Source organism: Ulvibacterium sp., from assembly GCF_965228935.1.
Taxonomy (GTDB): domain Bacteria; phylum Bacteroidota; class Bacteroidia; order Flavobacteriales; family Flavobacteriaceae; genus Ulvibacterium.
Genome location: NZ_OZ245846.1, coordinates 531,546 through 548,980, shown reverse-complemented (window position 1 = coordinate 548,980; position 17,435 = coordinate 531,546). Strand labels below are relative to the sequence as shown.

Genomic DNA, 17,435 nt, shown 5'->3' with positions numbered 1-17,435 from the left:
GTTTAATTTATCGTTTCAAACCCGCAATAGGGTATCAAAACCTCTGGGATTTGAATACCTTCCGGGGTCTGATAGTTTTCCAAAATACCGGCCAGGACGCGTGGCAGGGCCAAGGAACTCCCATTCAAGGTGTGGGCCAGTTGGCTTTTTCCATTGTCATCCTTGTAGCGCAGTTTGAGGCGATTAGCCTGATAGGTTTCAAAATTGGACACCGAACTGATTTCCAACCAACGGTTTTGGGCGGTAGAAAACACCTCAAAATCATAGGTAAGAGCCGAAGTAAAACCTAGGTCGCCACCGCAAAGCCTAAGAATGCGATAGGGCAACCTCAATTCCCTTAGAACCTGTTTTACATGTTCCACCATTCCGTCCAAGGCCACATAAGAGTTGGCCGGATGCTCTACCCGTACAATTTCTACCTTATCAAATTGATGGAGTCTATTTAAGCCGCGGACATGGGCCCCATAGCTACCTGCCTCTCTTCTAAAACAGGGGGTGTATGCGGTATATTGAAGCGGAAAATCCTTTTGGGACAAAATCCCGTCCCTAAACAAATTAGTGACGGGCACCTCGGCAGTGGGGATAAGATAGAGGTCATCTGCCCCGATATGATACATTTGGCCTTCCTTGTCCGGCAATTGCCCCGTACCAAAGCCAGATGCCTCGTTTACGAGATGCGGAACCTGTATCTCGGTATAGCCGGCTTCTGTATTTTTGTCCAGAAAATAGGAAATCAGTGCACGTTGCAACCGTGCCCCCTTGCCTTTATAGACAGGAAATCCGGCCCCGGTTATCTTAACACCCAATTCAAAATCGATTATATCATATTTCTTGGCGAGTTCCCAGTGCGGAAGTGCATCGGTTTGTAGCGTTGGAATATCTCCCTCCTGAAAGACCTCTTCATTGTCCTCTTCCGTATTTCCTGCGGGAACGGACTCATGTGGGACGTTGGGTATCTGGTACAATACATCTTGAAGTTCTTTGGCTGCAGCACCCAGATCTTCTCCCAGTTTTTTGGAATCTTCCTTTAGTTGCCCCGTTTTCTCCTTTAGTAGATTGGCCTCCTGCGCTTTTCCGGATTTGAACAACATCCCAATTTCCTTGGAAAGTGTATTGCTCTCGGCCAAGGTCGCGTCCAACCGGGTTTGAAGGGCACGACGTTTTTCATCCAAACGGAGTACGTTTTCCACCAAGGGAGCCGCATCGATATTTCGTTTGGTCAAGGCACGGATAACATCCTCTTTTCCATCTCGAATTGCCTGTAGTTGTAGCATCGAATTTTATTTAAGCTGCAAATTTAAACTATCTTCTGCTTAAAAACATATACATTTAAGCCTGATATAGTAAAAGATATCGTACTATGATTTTTGAGCATTTTGCACTTAACGTTACTAGAATCGATGAAATTGTACCGTGGTATGTGGAGCACTTGGGACTTCAAGTGGTAAGCGAACAGAAGGGACCCCTTTTTATGACTTTTCTGGCGGATTCGTCTGGAAGGGTGATAATGGAATTGTACCATAGGCCCGATGAAACCATATCGGATTTTTCCAAACAACACCCGCTTACTTTTCATGTGGCCTTTGTTTCGGAAAATGCGGAAGGGGATCGCATCCGATTGGAAGGTCAAGGTGCGTCTTTCGTGGAAGAGGTTAGAAAAGAGGATGGCAGCCATTTGATTATGCTTCGCGACCCTTGGGGCATGCCATTACAGTTATGTCAAAGGGCCCGGAAATTTTAAGGGAAATCGATCAATCTTCCAAGTCGGAAGGGAAAATCCATTCATGATGTCTTAATGGTTCCCAAGGTACATTGGCCAAATCGGTTTTGGGATCTATAAAAGCCCTGTAGGGCCTTCCGTTGATACTTACCTTGGAATTGACGGCATAGACCGAGACGTCTTCCCCCTTTTCCGCAAACTCTTTTTTTAGATACTGGGCAAACTGCCAGATGAAATCCGGGTAAGACGCCAATCTCCTTTTTTGCTTTTTGGAAAGGTAATCGTTCAATTTTACAAATTCCGACTTGCCGGTTTCGCGATTCACGACCTTAAACTGTATGGTGCCCGCCCTGCTCCGGAGCATCATACGCCAGCTAAGGCGGTGCCCTTCCTCTGTCCAAAGGACATTATCCTTGAAAATATGATGGCGCAACGGCAACAAGATCTGAACCAAAAAATAGATTCCACCTAAAAGTAACAGGAGATTTTTGTACGAGGGGATTTCGAATTTGTTGGATACATAAGGTGTTTTCTTTTTAAAGAAGATACTTCGAATGGTCTCCGGTTCAAAAAAGAATACGGAAAAGGCCAGGGATAGATAGGGGAAAATACCAATTTGGAAAACGATGGAATTGAACAAATGAAAGAAAATGGAAAAAAAGAAAGCTGCTTTTCGGGTAGGTTTCCAGAGCAGGGCGGGGACGATCAATAGGTCAAATAGAATTCCCACTATCCCAATTACACTATGGACCCAACATTCCTGCAGCAGACCCCCAATGATATAATAGTCTGCTTTGTCCTGCATCAGGATTTTTATAATGCCAAAGTCTGTCCAATCACCATACCATTTGGCAACGGAGGCATAGGTATATACGATGAACAATTGAAGCACCACGGCCCATTTGACCCAACCGGGCATGCTGTCCGTTTTAAGGGAGGGATTCTGCCGAACATCCAGCGCATGACTGTGATTGGCCGGAACCAGACACATAAAGGCTGAGATCAATATGAGCAAATAATAATGGTTGTTGTACGATGTCTTTTGCATAAGATAGGCCCCTGTCCATAGAATGGTAAAGGCAATCATACTAAAACGATATTTGTAACCAAGGGCGACACAGATCCCCAAAGTGCCCATTATGAAAAAATAGACATACATGGGGGTACCCTGAAACACCTGGAGGAAATCAAATCCAATGAAATTAAAAGTAAATTGCGGATCCACCAGATTGCGCCTTACCCAACCTGTGATTATGGCTCCATAGCACTCCGCCGCAATAAGAAACCCATAGAAAATACGAAAAATAATCAGGGGCGAATTATCGACTTTTGTAAATAACAATCGATTGAGCATCACTTGGAAATTAACGAGAGTGAAGTTTCCTTGTCCTTTTGCAGCTGTTTTTTTAGATCTTCCACGGAGTCAAACTTATGCTCGTCCCGAAGCCGTTCCAAAATATCAACTTGCAGAGTCTGGCCATAAAGGTTCCCATCAAAATTGAAGAAATGGATTTCTATGCTTTTATGGGTACCCGAAACGGTAGGATTAAAACCGATATTCATCATCCCGGAGACCCTGTTGCCATTTATTTTACCCTGCACCACATAAACCCCATTTTTGGGAACCAACTTATAAGGCTCTTGGATTTGAAGGTTCGCAGTAGGAAAGTCGAGCTGCTTACCGAGACCTTTACCCCGGGTTATCGTCCCGGTTAACATATAGCGGTAGCCCAAATAGGTATTGGCCGTACGAATATCCCCTTCCTCCAGGGCTTTCCGAATTTTTGTGGAGCTTACGGATACATCATCTATTTCCTGTGCCGGGATTTCCTCTACCTCAAAGTCCAAGGTGCTGCCAAAAGCGATAAGGTCATTGATGTTGGCATTCCTATTTCTACCGAACCTATGGTCGTATCCAATAATAATTTTTTTGGTCTGTAGGCTGTTCACCAAAATATCCCTTACAAATTCCGTTGCGGACAAGCGGGAAAATTCCTTGGTGAAGGGATGGATGATAAGTTGATCCAATCCCAATTCCTCCAGTATTTTGGTTTTCTCTCCAATAGTGTTCAATAGTTTTATGTCCGAGTCTTTCTGGAGGATCATCCTGGGGTGTGGAAAGAAAGTAAGAACAGTGGATTTTAGGGTCGATTGCTGGGCGTTCTTAATAAGCCGATCCAATATTTTCCGGTGTCCGATATGTACACCATCAAAGGTGCCGATGGTAATTACGGTAGGGTGCTTTTTGTCGTATTTGGAGATGCTTTGGGCTATAACCACGTCAACGGAAAAATAAAAAGGCTTATATTTGATTTTGAGCTAAAAACCCCTTAATGGCTACAAAATTACGCCTTGTTTTTTCAATTACCATATTATTTCTTTCCTTTTACGCTTCTGGTCAACAAAAGTATTGGCAAAAGGAATCTTTAGGGGATGTTGCCATGGAGAAAGTGTACGATCGCTTTCAAATAAGGAAGGGGACACTATTTTCCTTTAAGGAGAATAATTTTAGGGCCGAGTTGCAAAATCGCCCAAAATCGGGGAAACAAACCAAAATAGTCAATTTCCCTGATGAAAATGGGCGGTCGATTTCCTTTGAAGTTTCAGAAGTATATACGTTATCACCGGAATTGGCCGCAAAATATCCTTTTATTAAGTCTTATGTTGGATATAGTCTCGATGGACAGGAAAAAATACGCTTTAGTGTTTCCCATAGGGGTATACAAAGTATGATGGTACACGCTAATGCCAGAGGAAATACCTTTATGCAAAAAACAGCTGATGGGCGGTATGTGGTCTATAAAAGGGAAGGCAATGCTTCCCAGGATATGCCTTTTGTTTGTGGTACCCTCCCCGAGGTTCAAAAAAACTTAGGAAAGGCTATGAGGCCTGTCACCGGGCAGGTGCTGCGCAAATTCAGATTGGCCGTTTCCGCCACCGGTGAATATACGGATCATCACGGAGGGACAGTGGCGGATGCCCTGGCAGCGATCAATGCCACCGTTACCCGGGTCAACGAGGTTTTTGAAACGGATTTGGCCATAACTTTGGAGTTGGTAGCCACTAACGACCAAGTGATATTTACGGATGCTGCTACCGATCCGTATGACGGCAACCTGAATTTTCAGGTACAGACCACACTTAACGATATCATTGGAGCGGAGAATTATGACATAGGGCATTTGTTTCATGATGATGTGGCAGGCGGAAACGCAGGTTTCATAGGTTCGGTTTGCATTAATAACCGAAAGGGTAGTGCTTTTGCGGCATCCCCGGAGCCGGAGGGGGACATATTCGATCTTGATTTTGTGGCCCACGAGATGGGACATCAGTTCGGTGCCAACCACACCTGGTCCTTTGAGTCCGAAGGAACACAGGTACAGGCCGAACCGGCAAGTGGTACAACTATTATGGGTTATGCCGGAATTACCTTGAACAATGACGTAGCCCCCAACGGGGACGACTATTTTCATTATTACAGTATAGTTCAAATATCGGATTATTTGGAGTCCATAAGTTGTGCGGAAATCGTACCCCTTACGAATACCCCTCCGGTAATAGCTCCTATTGGAAATTTTACAATACCCAAGTCCACAGCCTTTGCCCTTACCGGTAGTGCTTCAGACCCTGATGTCGGTGATATACTAACCTATGCTTGGGAACAAGTAGACGATGGAGTGGTAACCAGGGCGACTTTTGGTCCGACGAATCCGGGTGGGGCGAACTTTAGATCCTTAAAACCTTCGTTGGATTCGACCCGTTATTTTCCGCGATTGTCCCGGGTATTGCAAGGGAATCTAACGCAAACGAACCCTCCGGAAAGTTCAGCATGGGAGACCGTTTCGGATGTGGAAAGGGAAATGAATTTTGCACTTACCGTTAGGGACAACGCAGTAGGAGGGGGACAGGTGACGTCCGATTTGGTGAACGTCGTCGTTACCAATAGTGCCGGGCCGTTTGCTGTAACTTCACAGGCGAACAACGAAATTTATAGGGCAGGATCCGTTCAGGAAATAACATGGGACGTTGCCAATACGGACAAGGCCATCGTGGATACCCAAACGGTAGATATTTTATTGTCCATCGATGGGGGGCTTACTTTTCCCATCTCCCTGGCGGAAAATGTAGCCAATGACGGGAACCACAATGTAGTAATTCCGGGCGATGCCACTACGCAGGCCAGGATCATGGTAAAAGCCAACAACAATATCTTTTTTGCCGTGAATTCCACGGACTTTACAATACAGGCTTCGGAGGTAGTCTTAAATTTTTCCAATTTGGAGTATGAGGTATGTCAGTCGGATGATTTGATCGTAACATTCAACTATGAAACCTTTTTAGGGTTTAATGAGGAAAGCACCTTCAGTGTCCTTACCCCACCTCCCGGATTGGACATCTCGTTTTCACCGGAAACTGCCATTGCCGATGACACTTCTGTGGACATAGTTTTTTCAAATACGGCAGGTGTGGCTACAGGTACTTATGCCATACCTGTTTTAGCCACCTCTATTAGCCAATCTACCGAGGTAACCTTGGAATTGAATGTTTATAACAGCTCCTTTTCCGAAGTTGTATTGGTTTCTCCGACGGACGGTTCAACCGACGTTTCTACCGGAATTTCGTTGGAATGGGAAGAAAATCCCTTGTATACCTCTTATGACATTGAGATTGCCACCGATGTTGCTTTTTTGAATATTGTAGAAAGTGCAACTGTACTTTCCAATTCTTACCTACCTTCCAATTTGGAGAATGAAACGACCTATTTCTGGAGGGTGAAACCAAAGAATCCGTGTGGGGAAGGTGTCTTTGGAACCTCTTTTAACTTTACGACGATTCAATTCAATTGTAAAAACGAGACCGGTAGCGGTCTGCCCTTGGCCATATCCTCTACAGGTACCCCTACCATAGTTTCCAAGATAGCTTTCTTTGAAGATTTGGCTTTGGCCGATATCAATGTAAGGTTGGACCTGGACCATACCTTCTTGGCGGATTTGGTCGTTAGTTTAACCTCGCCTTCCGGTACTACCGTAGTTCTTGTTTCCAGCTCTTGCGGGGAACTCGATAATATCAATGCCATTTTTGATGATAGTGCCACTAGTTTTGTTTGCGGCGGAAACCCTGCGATAGGGGGAACCGTAAAACCTTTGGGATCTCTAAGCTCATTTAATGGAGAGTCTATTTTGGGGGAGTGGACACTTACCATATCCGATAATGCCCCATCCGATGGAGGTACCTTAAAGGCCTTTTCATTGGAGGTCTGTATTGAAGGAGAGTTTGGCCCGGATGAGGATAATGATGGGATTTTTGACACGGATGACCTCTGCCCTGGAACTCCGGCGGGAACGGAAGTGGACATTTCGGGTTGTCCTGTTTATCGATTTCCAAACACGAATTTTTCCATTGCGATCGAAAGTACGGCCTGTCGCGATACCTCGGACGGAGGCATACAGGTTTCGGCCAACCTTCCTTTGGATTATACCATAACGATTATCGGGAACGGAGTCAATGAATCCGATATGTTTACAAATTCATATGAGTTTGAAGGCCTTAGGACCGGGGTTTACGAGGTATGTATAGGAGGCTCGGACGGTACGATCGATTATTTGGAGCATTGTTTTGAAGTGGTTATATCGGAACCGGAACCTTTGAGTGTCACATCCAAGATCTCGGCTGACGGTAAACAGGCCATTTTGGAAATGGACGGTAGTACGGTGTACAATATAGAGTTGAACGGCGAAGGTATACAGACCAATGAATCCACAATTACACTAAATTTAAGGAATGGTATCAATACCTTAAAGGTTTCTACCAACAAAACGTGTCAAGGCGTCTATGAGGAACAGATTTTCTTTTCGAATGGCCCCATGGTCTATCCAAATCCCTTTAAGGATTTCATTACTATCTTTGTAGGCGATGCGACAAAGGAATTGACGGTTAGCGTATATGCACTTAATGGGCGATTGGTCCAAAATGGAAAACACCAGATCAATGGAACGGAATTGGAATTGGATTTTTCGGCCCTGCCCTCCGGAGTTTATATAATGCGTTATAGGGGTGAGGGTACGGTAGGAGCATCCAAAATTGTGAAGCGATGAGATTCTTGATGCCCATAGCATTAATTTTTCTATTTATGGGGTGTGGTAAAAGTGATTCCCCGAAATCACCTGAGCAAGCATCTTTGGTCTTTCCGGAGAAAAACTCGGAGTGTACCACAGGACAAAGCTTAAGCGAAACAACAAGTCGGGTAGAGTTTAGATGGCAAGCATCGGATCATACGGATTCCTACGAGTTACGGGTTACCAATTTAAATACGGGAACTACACAGACTGCCTTTGTGGAAACTCCTTCTGCAAGTGTTACCATTGCCAAAGGCGTTCCCTATTCATGGGTAGTCGTTTCCAAAAATTCCGGTTCGCCCAATACAGCGGTAAGCGAGCAATGGTTTTTTTACAATGCCGGTTCCCAAACCAATTATGCCCCATTTCCAGCGGAAATTGTTGAACCGCAAATGGCGGCCAATGTGTTTAAGGATATCAATAATGAGGTCACCCTTAGTTGGATAGGGGCCGATGTGGATAACGATATCGCGAATTACGAAGTGTATTTTTCAACGGAGACCCCGCCGGAGACCCTGATCGCTTCCCCTACAGCTGGGGAAATGGATGTGAAGGTAAACGTAGCCTCAAACGGTATTTACTACTGGAGGGTCGTTACCAGGGACGAAGTAGGAAATAACTCTGACTCCGGTATCTTTGACTTTAAGGTATTTTGATGAATTCTAGGTGCCATTGAAGGTGTTCATGGTAGTCTTGATTCCGGATAATATAAAAGAACGGATGAGCGCCGTAGATTTTTCCAGGCGCTCTGGTAAACCCTTCTCTTCTTCCGGATTCCATTCCCCTAGGACATAGTCTACCTGCCTTCCCTTGCCAAAATCCGACCCTATTCCAAAACGAAACCTATTGTATGCCGTGGTCTGTAAAATCCGCTGTATATCCCTTAACCCGTTATGGCCCCCATCACTTCCCTTGGTCTTGAGCCGCAAAGTCCCGAACGGCAGGTTGATGTCGTCGGTAACCACCAAAACATTCTCCAAAGGGATTTTTTCCTTTTCCATCCAATACCGTAGGGCCTTGCCGCTTCTGTTCATATACGTGGAGGGTTTTAGGCAGAGGATGCTTCTACCTTTAATTTTCAAGACACCCACTTCGCCGAGTTTTTCGGTCTCAAAAGAAAACCCCTCTTTTTGTGAAAGGGCATCCAATATTTTAAAACCGATGTTATGGCGCGTCTTGGCATATTCCGTTCCTATGTTCCCAAGGCCAACGATTAAAAACTTTTTCATGGGTATTTTTTCCTCAAGTAAAGGTGCGCTCCAATTAAACAAGGATTCCAGGAATCGGAACATAGTTTTAAAGGATTTTCGTAAAAATACAAAAGCATCCCGCCCTAACTGTTATCGGAACGGGATGCTTCGCAAGGGATACTTTGTAAAACTATTCTGCACTTTCAGCGGCAGTCTCCGCAGGTGCTTCGGCGGCGGCCCCTTCTGTAGCGGCCCCTTCTTCACCTTCAACTCCTTCTTCTTCCTCTTCGTCATCGACCTCTATTGCAGCACGGGCAGTTTTGACCTGAACCACAACGGTATTGTCAGGATGAAGAATTGAAAAATCATCGTTCAACAAGGTCTCAACGGAAATATTTTGACCGATTTTAAGCTTTGAAATATCTACATCAAAGAAATCGGGCAACTTATCAGGTAAGGCCCTTATGGCCAGTTTTCGCTTTCTGAACAATAGTCGACCTCCGTTTCGGACCCCAGGGGAATTTCCTTGTAAACGTACCGGGATATCCATAGTAACCTCTTTGTCCGCGAACAGTTGATAAAAATCAATATGTAGAATTTTATCCGTAACCGGATGGAACTGAATATCCTGCATTACGGCATCCACTTTTTGTCCATTGTCCAGCTCAACCACAACAGTGTGTGCGTTGGGAGTATAAACCAAATCCCTGAACGATAGTTCATCTGCTGAAAAATGCAATGGTTTTTCCCCTCCGTACACTACGCAAGGAACCTTTCCAGCATTACGTAGGGCCTTCGTTGCCTTTTTGCCCACGCTTTCTCTTTCTGATCCTTTAATTGTAATTGACTTCATTATTTGAATTAAAAATTAATAGTTCTTTTGTTTGATTTGTTCCAATCCCCTTAAGATGGACGGGAGACATTTTACATTAAAAACTTGGATGCGATGGATGTATTATGATGTACCCTGTGCATAACATCCGCAAACAACTCCGCACAGCTCAATACCTTTACTTTTTCACTTTCTTTTTGAATGGGAATGGAATCGGTAATGATTAATTCCAACAATTTTGATTTTTCAATTTTTTCAAATGCATTTCCTGACAACAGACCGTGGGTGGTTATGGCACGTACGCTTATTGCGCCGCGATTCATCATCAAATCCGCAGCTTTGGTCAATGTTCCTGCGGTATCGACCAGGTCATCAACAAGGACCACGTTTTTTCCTTGCACGTCCCCAATAAGTTCCATATGCGATATCACGTTGGCTTTGGCCCGCTGCTTATAACAAATGACCACATCACTTGCCAAGGCCTTGGAATAGGCATAGGCCCTTTTGGAACCGCCCATGTCAGGTGAGGCGATGGTAAGGTTTTCCAAATCCAATTTCCGTAGATAGGGCAAAAACAAGGTGGACGCGAACAGATGATCCACTGGTTTTTCGAAAAACCCTTGAATTTGGTCGGCATGTAGGTCCATGGTTATAATACGTGTGGCCCCTGCCGCTTCCAACATCTTGGCCACGAGTTTGGCCGCTATGGGAACCCTTGGCTTATCCTTTCTGTCCTGTCTGGCCCAGCCAAAATAGGGCATTACCGCGGTAATGTGCCTAGCGGAGGCACGTTTGGCCGCATCCAACATCAATAGCATTTCCATTAAGTTCTCCGAGCTCGGATTGGTAGAACCGATAATAAATATACGGGCTCCCCGAACGGACTCCTCAAAAGAAGGTTGAAACTCCCCGTCGCTATATCTGGAGAAGTACACATTGCCTAAATCCGTACCATAGGATTTTGCTATTTTTTTGGCAAGTTCCGCACTCTGTGTACAAGCAAAAATCTTGGGTTCCGGTACTTGGTAAGGCATGGTTAACGTCTTGTGCTCTAGTTTCTTAAATACCCTTTCTGCAAAGGAGGTGCAAATTTAGAAATTTATTCGGGTTGGTAAAGGATAATTGTTGATATTTTTACTTTGAAAGTAGCAACTATTTTTTAGCTTTGCAGTCCGTTTGCCTCGGTGGCGGTTCCGATAGTTATCGGGAGGAATACGCCCCGGATTTCAAATGAATGCCTCGGTGGCGGAATTGGTAGACCTGTCTGCCGACAGGCAGGCGCGCTGGGATTGAAATTTTGAATAATGATTTGGGTCTATGCGATTTCAAGCTTGAATCACAACTATATTTACGTTGGGATGACCGTGAATATTGACGAAAGATTGCATAGGCACAACAATGGCCGGGAAAGGTCTACAAAATTCTATGCACCCTTTGAATTGATTTATTCTGAACCCTGTAGGGATAGGCTGGAGGCTAGGAATAGAGAGAAATATTGGAAATCTGGAGTTTGTAAGGAAAAACTCCGAAAACTGAGAAATACTACCTGAAAATGCCTCGGTGGCGGAATTGGTAGACGCGCTGGATTCAAAATCCAGTGGTAGCAATACCGTGTGGGTTCGATTCCCACCCGAGGTACGAATAAACCACAAAAGTGGAAATACAAGCGAGCTTCAAAAATGGGCTCGCTTCTTTTTTGGAGTTCTGTTGGGATATTTTTGCCCAACTATCTGAAATAAAGAGTAAGTTTAACGCATGGTTTCTCGACTAAATCGCAAACTCAATCATTACCAATATTCATACCAAATAGGATAAACGAAAAATGATCGGAAGGGCAAAAATCGCGTTGATAATCTTTTTAGGATTAATCATTTCCTGTACGGATGATAATGGGGAGCCTAACGACATGGACAATGCAAACGAGTTCAACCCCAAACTTTTGAAACAGACCACGGCCCCAGGTATAGGTCAGAGCAATTATTTCTACAACGATCAGAACGAACTTATTCTGATAACCAAAACGAATAGCCGAACCCTGCACGATTCAACTTACCTAGAGTACAATGATGGCATATTGTCCAGGGTTTTGCAAAGAATATATTACCCGATTAACCGTATTGTGAACATTGAGTCGATTTTCACAAGGTTTAATGCTACAAACGCCAGTGGTACGTATAAGGTGTCCGAGGATGATGGGGCAATACTTCAGGACCTAACATTTGAGTACACATTTTCGGACAATCTGATCAAGACCTCTACATTTTTTGGATTGGATGGTTCAAAGACGTTGGAAAAGATCTATGTCCATGACGAAAATGGCAACCTTACCAATTGGGACCAGTTATGGTATCGTACGGACGGTAGTGTGCATACGGAAAGGCGATATCTGTTTACCGAATGGGATAATAGCGGGCTCGCAACCAAGAGTTTGTTCTATTGGACCTATAACTTGAATATTTTTCAGAACATCTATTTTTCCAAGAACAATTGCCTAAATCTTATCAATGGTGACGAAACACTTAATTATTCCTTTGAATATGATTCCGATGGAAATGTTACCGAATACAATTCTATAGAAGCAGAGGGATTTATGACACTGGAATACTATGAATGAATCACAGTGGGAAATGGTAATTGTACCCATTGAAGATGACGACTAATTTTTTTCTTCCCAATTTTTCTTTAGATTTAGTCTCTAATCAAAATCAAGAATATGGGAAAATTCGAAATCAATAAGGACAAGGCGGGAAAATTCAGGTTCAACCTGAAGGCCGACAACGGGCAGGTAATTTTGAGTAGCGAGGCATACGAGACAAAGGCTTCCTGCGAGAACGGAATCGAATCGGTAAAGAAAAATTCCGGCGATGATGCAAAATATGAAAAAAATGAGGCCAAGGACGGGAGGGTTTATTTCAATTTGAAGGCTTCGAACGGACAGGTCATAGGCACGAGTCAAATGTATAAACAAGACTCGGGATTTAGCAACGGTATCGCCTCGGTAAAGAAGAACGCCCCAGGTGCATCCGTAGAGGATAACTCATAACAATCGCTCATCTTAGAGATAAGTTAGTTATGGATAACGATGGAAGGACGGCCCCGCTAAGGTCGTCCTTTTTAGTTAGTCTCTTTTTCCAAAATCCATAAATATGAACCGGGCCATCAACATTGCAACAACGGTCAGGAAGATACACCACCAATGGCCCTCGGCATAGAACTTATCTTCTCCGGCCAATCTGCAGGAAACCCTGATGTTTTTGAACGTCCTAAACCCCTTGGTCATACAGCCATCAACTACAATCCTAGCCTCTTCATGAATTCGTCCTTATAACTTTCCCCGATCGGGATACGGATATCGTCCATTACTATTTTACTGCGTTGAATGGAATCAATATTATTAACATTTACCAAAAAGGATCGATGTACGCGTACAAAATCGGTATTGGCGAGTTTTGCTTCTATATCCCTGAAATTCATCAAGGTAAGTATAGGTTTTCTTTCCGAAGTATGGATTTTTAAATAGTCCTTAAGCCCCTGTATATACTTGATGTCCTCCAACTTTATCTTGACATTGCCGTAGTCTGATTTTACAAAAATGAATTGATTATCGGGGAGCTTGCCCCCACTGGCCGATGAAAGGTTTCCTTCCTCGGTTTCTATGCCTTTTTTGAGCATTTTGAGTTCCTTAACACGATTTATGGACTTTACAAATCTTGGAAACGGTATAGGTTTTACCAAATAATCCACGGCATTGAGCTCAAAACCCTCTATGGCGTATTGGGGATAGGCCGTGGTAAAAATAAAAAAGGGCCTTTTGTCCAAGGTCTTTACAAACTCTATACCGGTTATTTGGGGCATTTCGATATCCAAAAACACCAAATCGATATTCCCTGCCTGAAAAAATGCCATACTTTCCAATGGGTTGGTAAAGGTTCCCATGACCTCTATACCGCCCAATTCCTCGCAATAGGATTTAATAATGCCCAATGCCAAAGGCTCATCGTCAATTATGATACAGTTCATATTTATAGATTTAGTTCCAACTGAACGGTGTAAAAGCCATCTGTTTTATCGATTTTCAACACATGTTGATCGGGATAAAGCAGATGTAATCTACTCTTTATATTTTCAAGTCCGATACCGGAATTGCTTTCGTCCTTTCTGTAGACCCCAATTTTGTTTTTCACGATAAAAAACAAACTTTCCCCGATCAGTTCCATTTTGATCGAAACGTCTGTCCTGCCCTTGAAATCCGTACCATATTTAAATGCGTTTTCTACGAATGGAATCAATAATAAGGGTGGAATCTTCTTATCCTGATAGTCCCCTGAAATTTTAATCTTTACATTTTCACTATGGGATAACCGTAACAACTGGAGCGACACAAAATTCTTGATGTAGTCTATTTCCTTGGAAAGGGGAACCAATTCCTGTTTTGCCTCATAGAGCATATAGCGCATTAATTCCGATAACATGATAATCGCCTCTGGAGCTTCTATGGATTTGTTTCGTACCAAGGAATAAACGCTATTCAATGAATTGAATAAAAAATGGGGATTTAATTGGGCCCTTAAAAATTGTAACTCCGTCTCCTTTCGTTGTACCTCGGCCTCCCTATTTTTACGGTCTCTCCTGTAGAAATCCTTGGTAAGCCCCAATACACCCCCCAATAGGAAAAAGGTCAGGGAAATAATTGCGGTCATAAAATAGGGTAGTCTTTTCAATGGCTGCATATCCCTCATGAAATGGGGCGGTTTTTTTGGAGGTTGCATCTCCGTACTCTGTATCATTTCAGTAAATCTATCTATTGGGACATGAGCAAAGGGTACGAACTTGATAAGGAAATTAAAAAGAACCAATACCGTTATTGAAACAATGATGTAGAGTGTAATCTCTTTTTTTAGGAGAAGGTAGGGCACCAATATAAGGTAATTGATATAGACTAAAATAGGGTTCAACAATATTCTATAAAACATACCAAAACGCACCTCACCAAGATCTATGTAGGATATGCTCAGGGGAAACAATATCAAACAAGCCCAAACAATAATATGAATCCAAAACTCTTTAATCCTTATGTGTTTTTTCAAAGTATCCTTTAAATAGTTACTGAAAAAAGATACTCATTATTGATAAGAAATTTCATTTTCCTCCAAATCTTGTTTAGTTATTGCAGGGAACCGGCCCTTTTTCAATCGGTTCAGGACGATTTTCCCAATGCGTTCCGCATCCGTTTTGGAAGCGAACCGTACTTTCTCGGATATTCCCGGAACATATTCCTGTCGTATTTGAAGCTTTCCATTCGCATATATTTCGTAGCACCAGCTTTTGTCCATCGGGTTTTCGGTCAGTTTTAGGCCATATCCCGTTTCAACGGATTTGATTTGTGAATTGCTAATATCCAACAACGTTCCTATAAGCAATGCCGCAATGCCAATGATCAAAAAAGCGATACCGTGTTTTTTGTTTCCCATAACGAATAGAACACCGACCCGGATTTCATTTTTTTTGTTTTAGGAAACCCGGACAGGTGCCATTAAAAATATAGTATTAATAAACTACGAAAACTCATTTTTTAATCATCTTCATCTTCCTCTTGATCCGGGAAGAACTCACGGTTGTCATCCAGGTACAAAGTTCCACTTCTACCTAGGGCCAAAAATGCGGTGGAACCGTTATAAAATGCTATGGCTCCCTCACGGGATACGCCCTCGTATTCCGTTTTTTCTTCCCAAAGGTCGGTGGAGGGGTTGTATTCCCATATATCGTCCGAGGCACCAAAACCTGGATTTCCCGTTGCAAAATATCCTTTGTCCCCAATACTAAAGCCTACCGCATTGTTTCGTATAATGCCATAGTCATCATCCTCGTCCAAATCCAATAAAGGGCTCCATGATTCCGTATCCAGGTCAAATACCCAGAAGTCTGCCTGGTTCAGACCATTGGATACTCCTGTACCCAAATATACTTTGTTGCCTATGGTAAAGGTGGCCCCATCCCTACGCTTGGTTCCCCCAAAACCGACAAGTTCGGTCCATGTATCATTGGAAGGGTCGTACTTCCAAAAATCCTTTTTGTCGTTGTCCCCATCAAAGCCGGTTCCGACATAGCCATGGGTCTGCGAATTGAAACCAACGGCACCGCGCCGTGCAGATCCTGCAAAAGGGTTCAAGGAGTCCCAAGTGTTTGTTGCCACATTGTATCGGAAAAAATCGCCGAGCTCGTTATCCCCGTCATAACCAAGTCCTACATACCCGTTGCCATTTACGGTAAAGGCGACGGCGGAACTTCTGGCAGTACCGGGAAAGGGGGCCAATTGACTCCAAAAGTTGCCTTCCATATCATAGACCCAGACATCCGTCAATCTATCATCGCCATCAAAGCCGGTACCCATATATCCCTTATTGCCAATGGTAAAGGCAAATGCCCCACTGCGGGGTGTCCCATCAAAAATGGAACGGTCTACCCAATTACCGACATTTTCGTCCTCATCATCATTGGAGCATGAAATAAGTAGTAAGACCATAAAAATGTGGAGACCAATTTTCTTCATAATTTGCAAAACCGTTTTTAAATCATTCATTATTTATGTAATTGATTAATAAGATTTAAAGAATATTTAAGCCCCATTGCTATATAAGGAGAAGAATTAGCCTCAAAATCAAACAAGGGGTTATTGTCGTTATCCAATACTTCCAAGTTATTGGCAATCAAGAATCCCACCCTGATTATTGTGGTGAAACCGGATGACATATGGTAATTGTACTCCAGGCCCAAATCAATCTCCGAATAGGTCAACTTGGTATTCGCAAGGTTTTCGAGGCCATTGATCGTTACCGTTTCGGAATTATTGGCATAGACTCCGGATACTAGTGCCTTTGTACCGAGGGAATGCTTTTCATCGATTTCGTACACGGCCCTACTATATGGGAATCCCAAGGTATATCTCCATTTTGGGGTTATTTTTCCTTTAATGGATAGTATCGGAAAAAGCCCCGGTTCCCCGAGAACTACTCCTCTGCCCAATCCCACGGTAAGGCTAACAGGGAAATCTCCTTTTCCCCATTTTTTCGATACTAAAGCTGACCAATTGAATATAAAATCCTCGCTGTTGGGCCCATTTTTAAAATTAGAAGACAGCATGGGGGCCAAGGAAACGGACATGGCCCATTTTTTGCCAAAGTCTTGTTGGTATCCGATTTCCGGTTGTAGCGTATGCATTTTTTCATAGGAATCCATGCTTAACGAAACCCTATGATCATAAAAGGAAAAGGTAAGTGCCGAGTAATCCAATCCAAGCTCAAGCTTTGCCGAATTCATGTTTTTTGAGGCATCTATCGAAAAGATATACTTTTCCAAATTCGTTTCCCCTAGGCTTGGAATAAGCGCGTATTCAAAAGCTCCTCCAACATGGTTTTCGGAGATTTGACCATAGGTAACTTTGTTGTGAGCGCTAAGTATCATACCAATTAGAAAGACGTATTTCAATCCTCTATTTTTTCCAAACGTATGTAGCGCCATCAGCCGTTGAAAAAAAGATATACGAAACCTGAAGTTCCCTAGATGAACCTCAATTTTTC

The 17,435-nt window shown here is 43.3% G+C and carries 18 protein-coding genes and 1 tRNA gene; 7 read left to right on the top strand and 12 right to left on the bottom strand.

Features of this window, described 5'->3' with window-relative positions; translation table 11 throughout:
* Positions 1-2: 2 nt before the first annotated feature.
* On the bottom strand, positions 3-1,274 hold the full coding sequence (serS, locus tag ACO06Y_RS02455) for a serine--tRNA ligase (RefSeq protein WP_422082238.1): 1,272 nt from the start codon (positions 1,272-1,274) through the stop codon (positions 3-5).
* A gap of 86 nt (positions 1,275-1,360) precedes the next feature.
* On the opposite strand from serS, the gene ACO06Y_RS02450 reads away from it, so the two are divergent.
* On the top strand, positions 1,361-1,741 hold the full coding sequence (locus ACO06Y_RS02450) for a VOC family protein (protein WP_422082237.1): 381 nt from the start codon (positions 1,361-1,363) through the stop codon (positions 1,739-1,741).
* Positions 1,742-1,751: 10 nt separating this feature from the next.
* On the opposite strand, the gene ACO06Y_RS02445 is transcribed toward ACO06Y_RS02450, so the two are convergent.
* Both ACO06Y_RS02445 and ACO06Y_RS02440 read right to left on the bottom strand, forming a co-directional pair.
* Complete coding sequence (locus tag ACO06Y_RS02445) at positions 1,752-3,074, bottom strand: HTTM domain-containing protein (protein WP_422082236.1); 1,323 nt, start codon at positions 3,072-3,074, stop codon at positions 1,752-1,754.
* Positions 3,074-4,000 (bottom strand): bifunctional riboflavin kinase/FAD synthetase, encoded by a 927-nt coding sequence (locus tag ACO06Y_RS02440; RefSeq protein WP_422082235.1) that lies wholly within the window; start codon positions 3,998-4,000, stop codon positions 3,074-3,076. Before ACO06Y_RS02440 ends, ACO06Y_RS02445 begins: the two co-directional genes overlap by 1 nt.
* 53 nt (positions 4,001-4,053) lie before the next feature.
* Between ACO06Y_RS02440 and ACO06Y_RS02435 the strand changes: the two genes are divergently transcribed.
* A complete protein-coding gene (locus tag ACO06Y_RS02435; protein WP_422082234.1) occupies positions 4,054-7,815 on the top strand; it encodes a reprolysin-like metallopeptidase in 3,762 nt (1,253 codons plus the stop codon).
* Positions 7,812-8,492 carry a hypothetical protein gene (locus ACO06Y_RS02430; protein ID WP_422082233.1) on the top strand — a complete coding sequence of 227 codons (681 nt, stop codon included), beginning with the start codon at positions 7,812-7,814 and terminating at the stop codon, positions 8,490-8,492. The genes ACO06Y_RS02435 and ACO06Y_RS02430 overlap by 4 nt, the downstream gene beginning before the upstream one ends.
* Positions 8,493-8,498: 6 nt before the next feature.
* Here the strand turns inward: ACO06Y_RS02430 and pth are convergent, their stop codons facing one another.
* The 3 genes from pth to ACO06Y_RS02415 form a co-directional block, all read right to left on the bottom strand.
* The gene (pth, locus tag ACO06Y_RS02425; RefSeq protein WP_422082232.1) at positions 8,499-9,128 is read right to left on the bottom strand and encodes an aminoacyl-tRNA hydrolase; all 630 of its coding nucleotides are present in this window, start codon (positions 9,126-9,128) and stop codon (positions 8,499-8,501) included.
* An 88-nt stretch (positions 9,129-9,216) separates the two neighbouring features.
* Positions 9,217-9,879: a 50S ribosomal protein L25/general stress protein Ctc gene (locus ACO06Y_RS02420; protein WP_422082231.1), complete on the bottom strand. Its 663-nt coding sequence runs from the start codon at positions 9,877-9,879 to the stop codon at positions 9,217-9,219.
* Between the two features lie 71 nt (positions 9,880-9,950).
* A complete protein-coding gene (locus ACO06Y_RS02415) occupies positions 9,951-10,892 on the bottom strand; it encodes a ribose-phosphate pyrophosphokinase (protein ID WP_422082230.1) in 942 nt (313 codons plus the stop codon).
* Between the two features lie 270 nt (positions 10,893-11,162).
* Between ACO06Y_RS02415 and ACO06Y_RS02410 the strand changes: the two genes are divergently transcribed.
* The 4 genes from ACO06Y_RS02410 (at position 11,163) to ACO06Y_RS02395 (ending at position 12,901) form a co-directional block, all read left to right on the top strand.
* Positions 11,163-11,408, top strand: a complete 246-nt coding sequence (locus tag ACO06Y_RS02410; protein WP_422082229.1) for a GIY-YIG nuclease family protein — start codon at positions 11,163-11,165, stop codon at positions 11,406-11,408.
* 4 nt (positions 11,409-11,412) lie between these two features.
* Positions 11,413-11,496: transfer RNA gene (locus ACO06Y_RS02405), tRNA-Leu, on the top strand.
* Positions 11,497-11,680: 184 nt separating this feature from the next.
* Complete coding sequence (locus ACO06Y_RS02400) at positions 11,681-12,472, top strand: hypothetical protein (protein WP_422082228.1); 792 nt, start codon at positions 11,681-11,683, stop codon at positions 12,470-12,472.
* Positions 12,473-12,571: 99 nt separating this feature from the next.
* Positions 12,572-12,901, top strand: coding sequence for a YegP family protein (locus ACO06Y_RS02395; protein WP_422082227.1), 330 nt, complete (start codon positions 12,572-12,574; stop codon positions 12,899-12,901).
* A 75-nt stretch (positions 12,902-12,976) separates the two neighbouring features.
* On the opposite strand, the gene ACO06Y_RS02390 is transcribed toward ACO06Y_RS02395, so the two are convergent.
* From ACO06Y_RS02390 to ACO06Y_RS02365, 6 genes are all read right to left on the bottom strand, one after another.
* Complete coding sequence (locus ACO06Y_RS02390; protein WP_422082226.1) at positions 12,977-13,138, bottom strand: hypothetical protein; 162 nt, start codon at positions 13,136-13,138, stop codon at positions 12,977-12,979.
* 11 nt (positions 13,139-13,149) lie between these two features.
* On the bottom strand, positions 13,150-13,878 hold the full coding sequence (locus tag ACO06Y_RS02385; protein ID WP_422082225.1) for a LytR/AlgR family response regulator transcription factor: 729 nt from the start codon (positions 13,876-13,878) through the stop codon (positions 13,150-13,152).
* Between the two features lie 2 nt (positions 13,879-13,880).
* Positions 13,881-14,945: a sensor histidine kinase gene (locus ACO06Y_RS02380; protein ID WP_422082224.1), complete on the bottom strand. Its 1,065-nt coding sequence runs from the start codon at positions 14,943-14,945 to the stop codon at positions 13,881-13,883.
* Between the two features lie 36 nt (positions 14,946-14,981).
* Positions 14,982-15,329 carry a DUF4907 domain-containing protein gene (locus tag ACO06Y_RS02375; RefSeq protein ID WP_422082223.1) on the bottom strand — a complete coding sequence of 116 codons (348 nt, stop codon included), beginning with the start codon at positions 15,327-15,329 and terminating at the stop codon, positions 14,982-14,984.
* A 101-nt stretch (positions 15,330-15,430) separates the two neighbouring features.
* Complete coding sequence (locus ACO06Y_RS02370) at positions 15,431-16,408, bottom strand: Kelch repeat-containing protein (protein ID WP_422082222.1); 978 nt, start codon at positions 16,406-16,408, stop codon at positions 15,431-15,433.
* A 29-nt stretch (positions 16,409-16,437) separates the two neighbouring features.
* Positions 16,438-17,319, bottom strand: a complete 882-nt coding sequence (locus ACO06Y_RS02365; RefSeq protein ID WP_422082221.1) for a DUF6268 family outer membrane beta-barrel protein — start codon at positions 17,317-17,319, stop codon at positions 16,438-16,440.
* Positions 17,320-17,435: the final 116 nt, after the last annotated feature.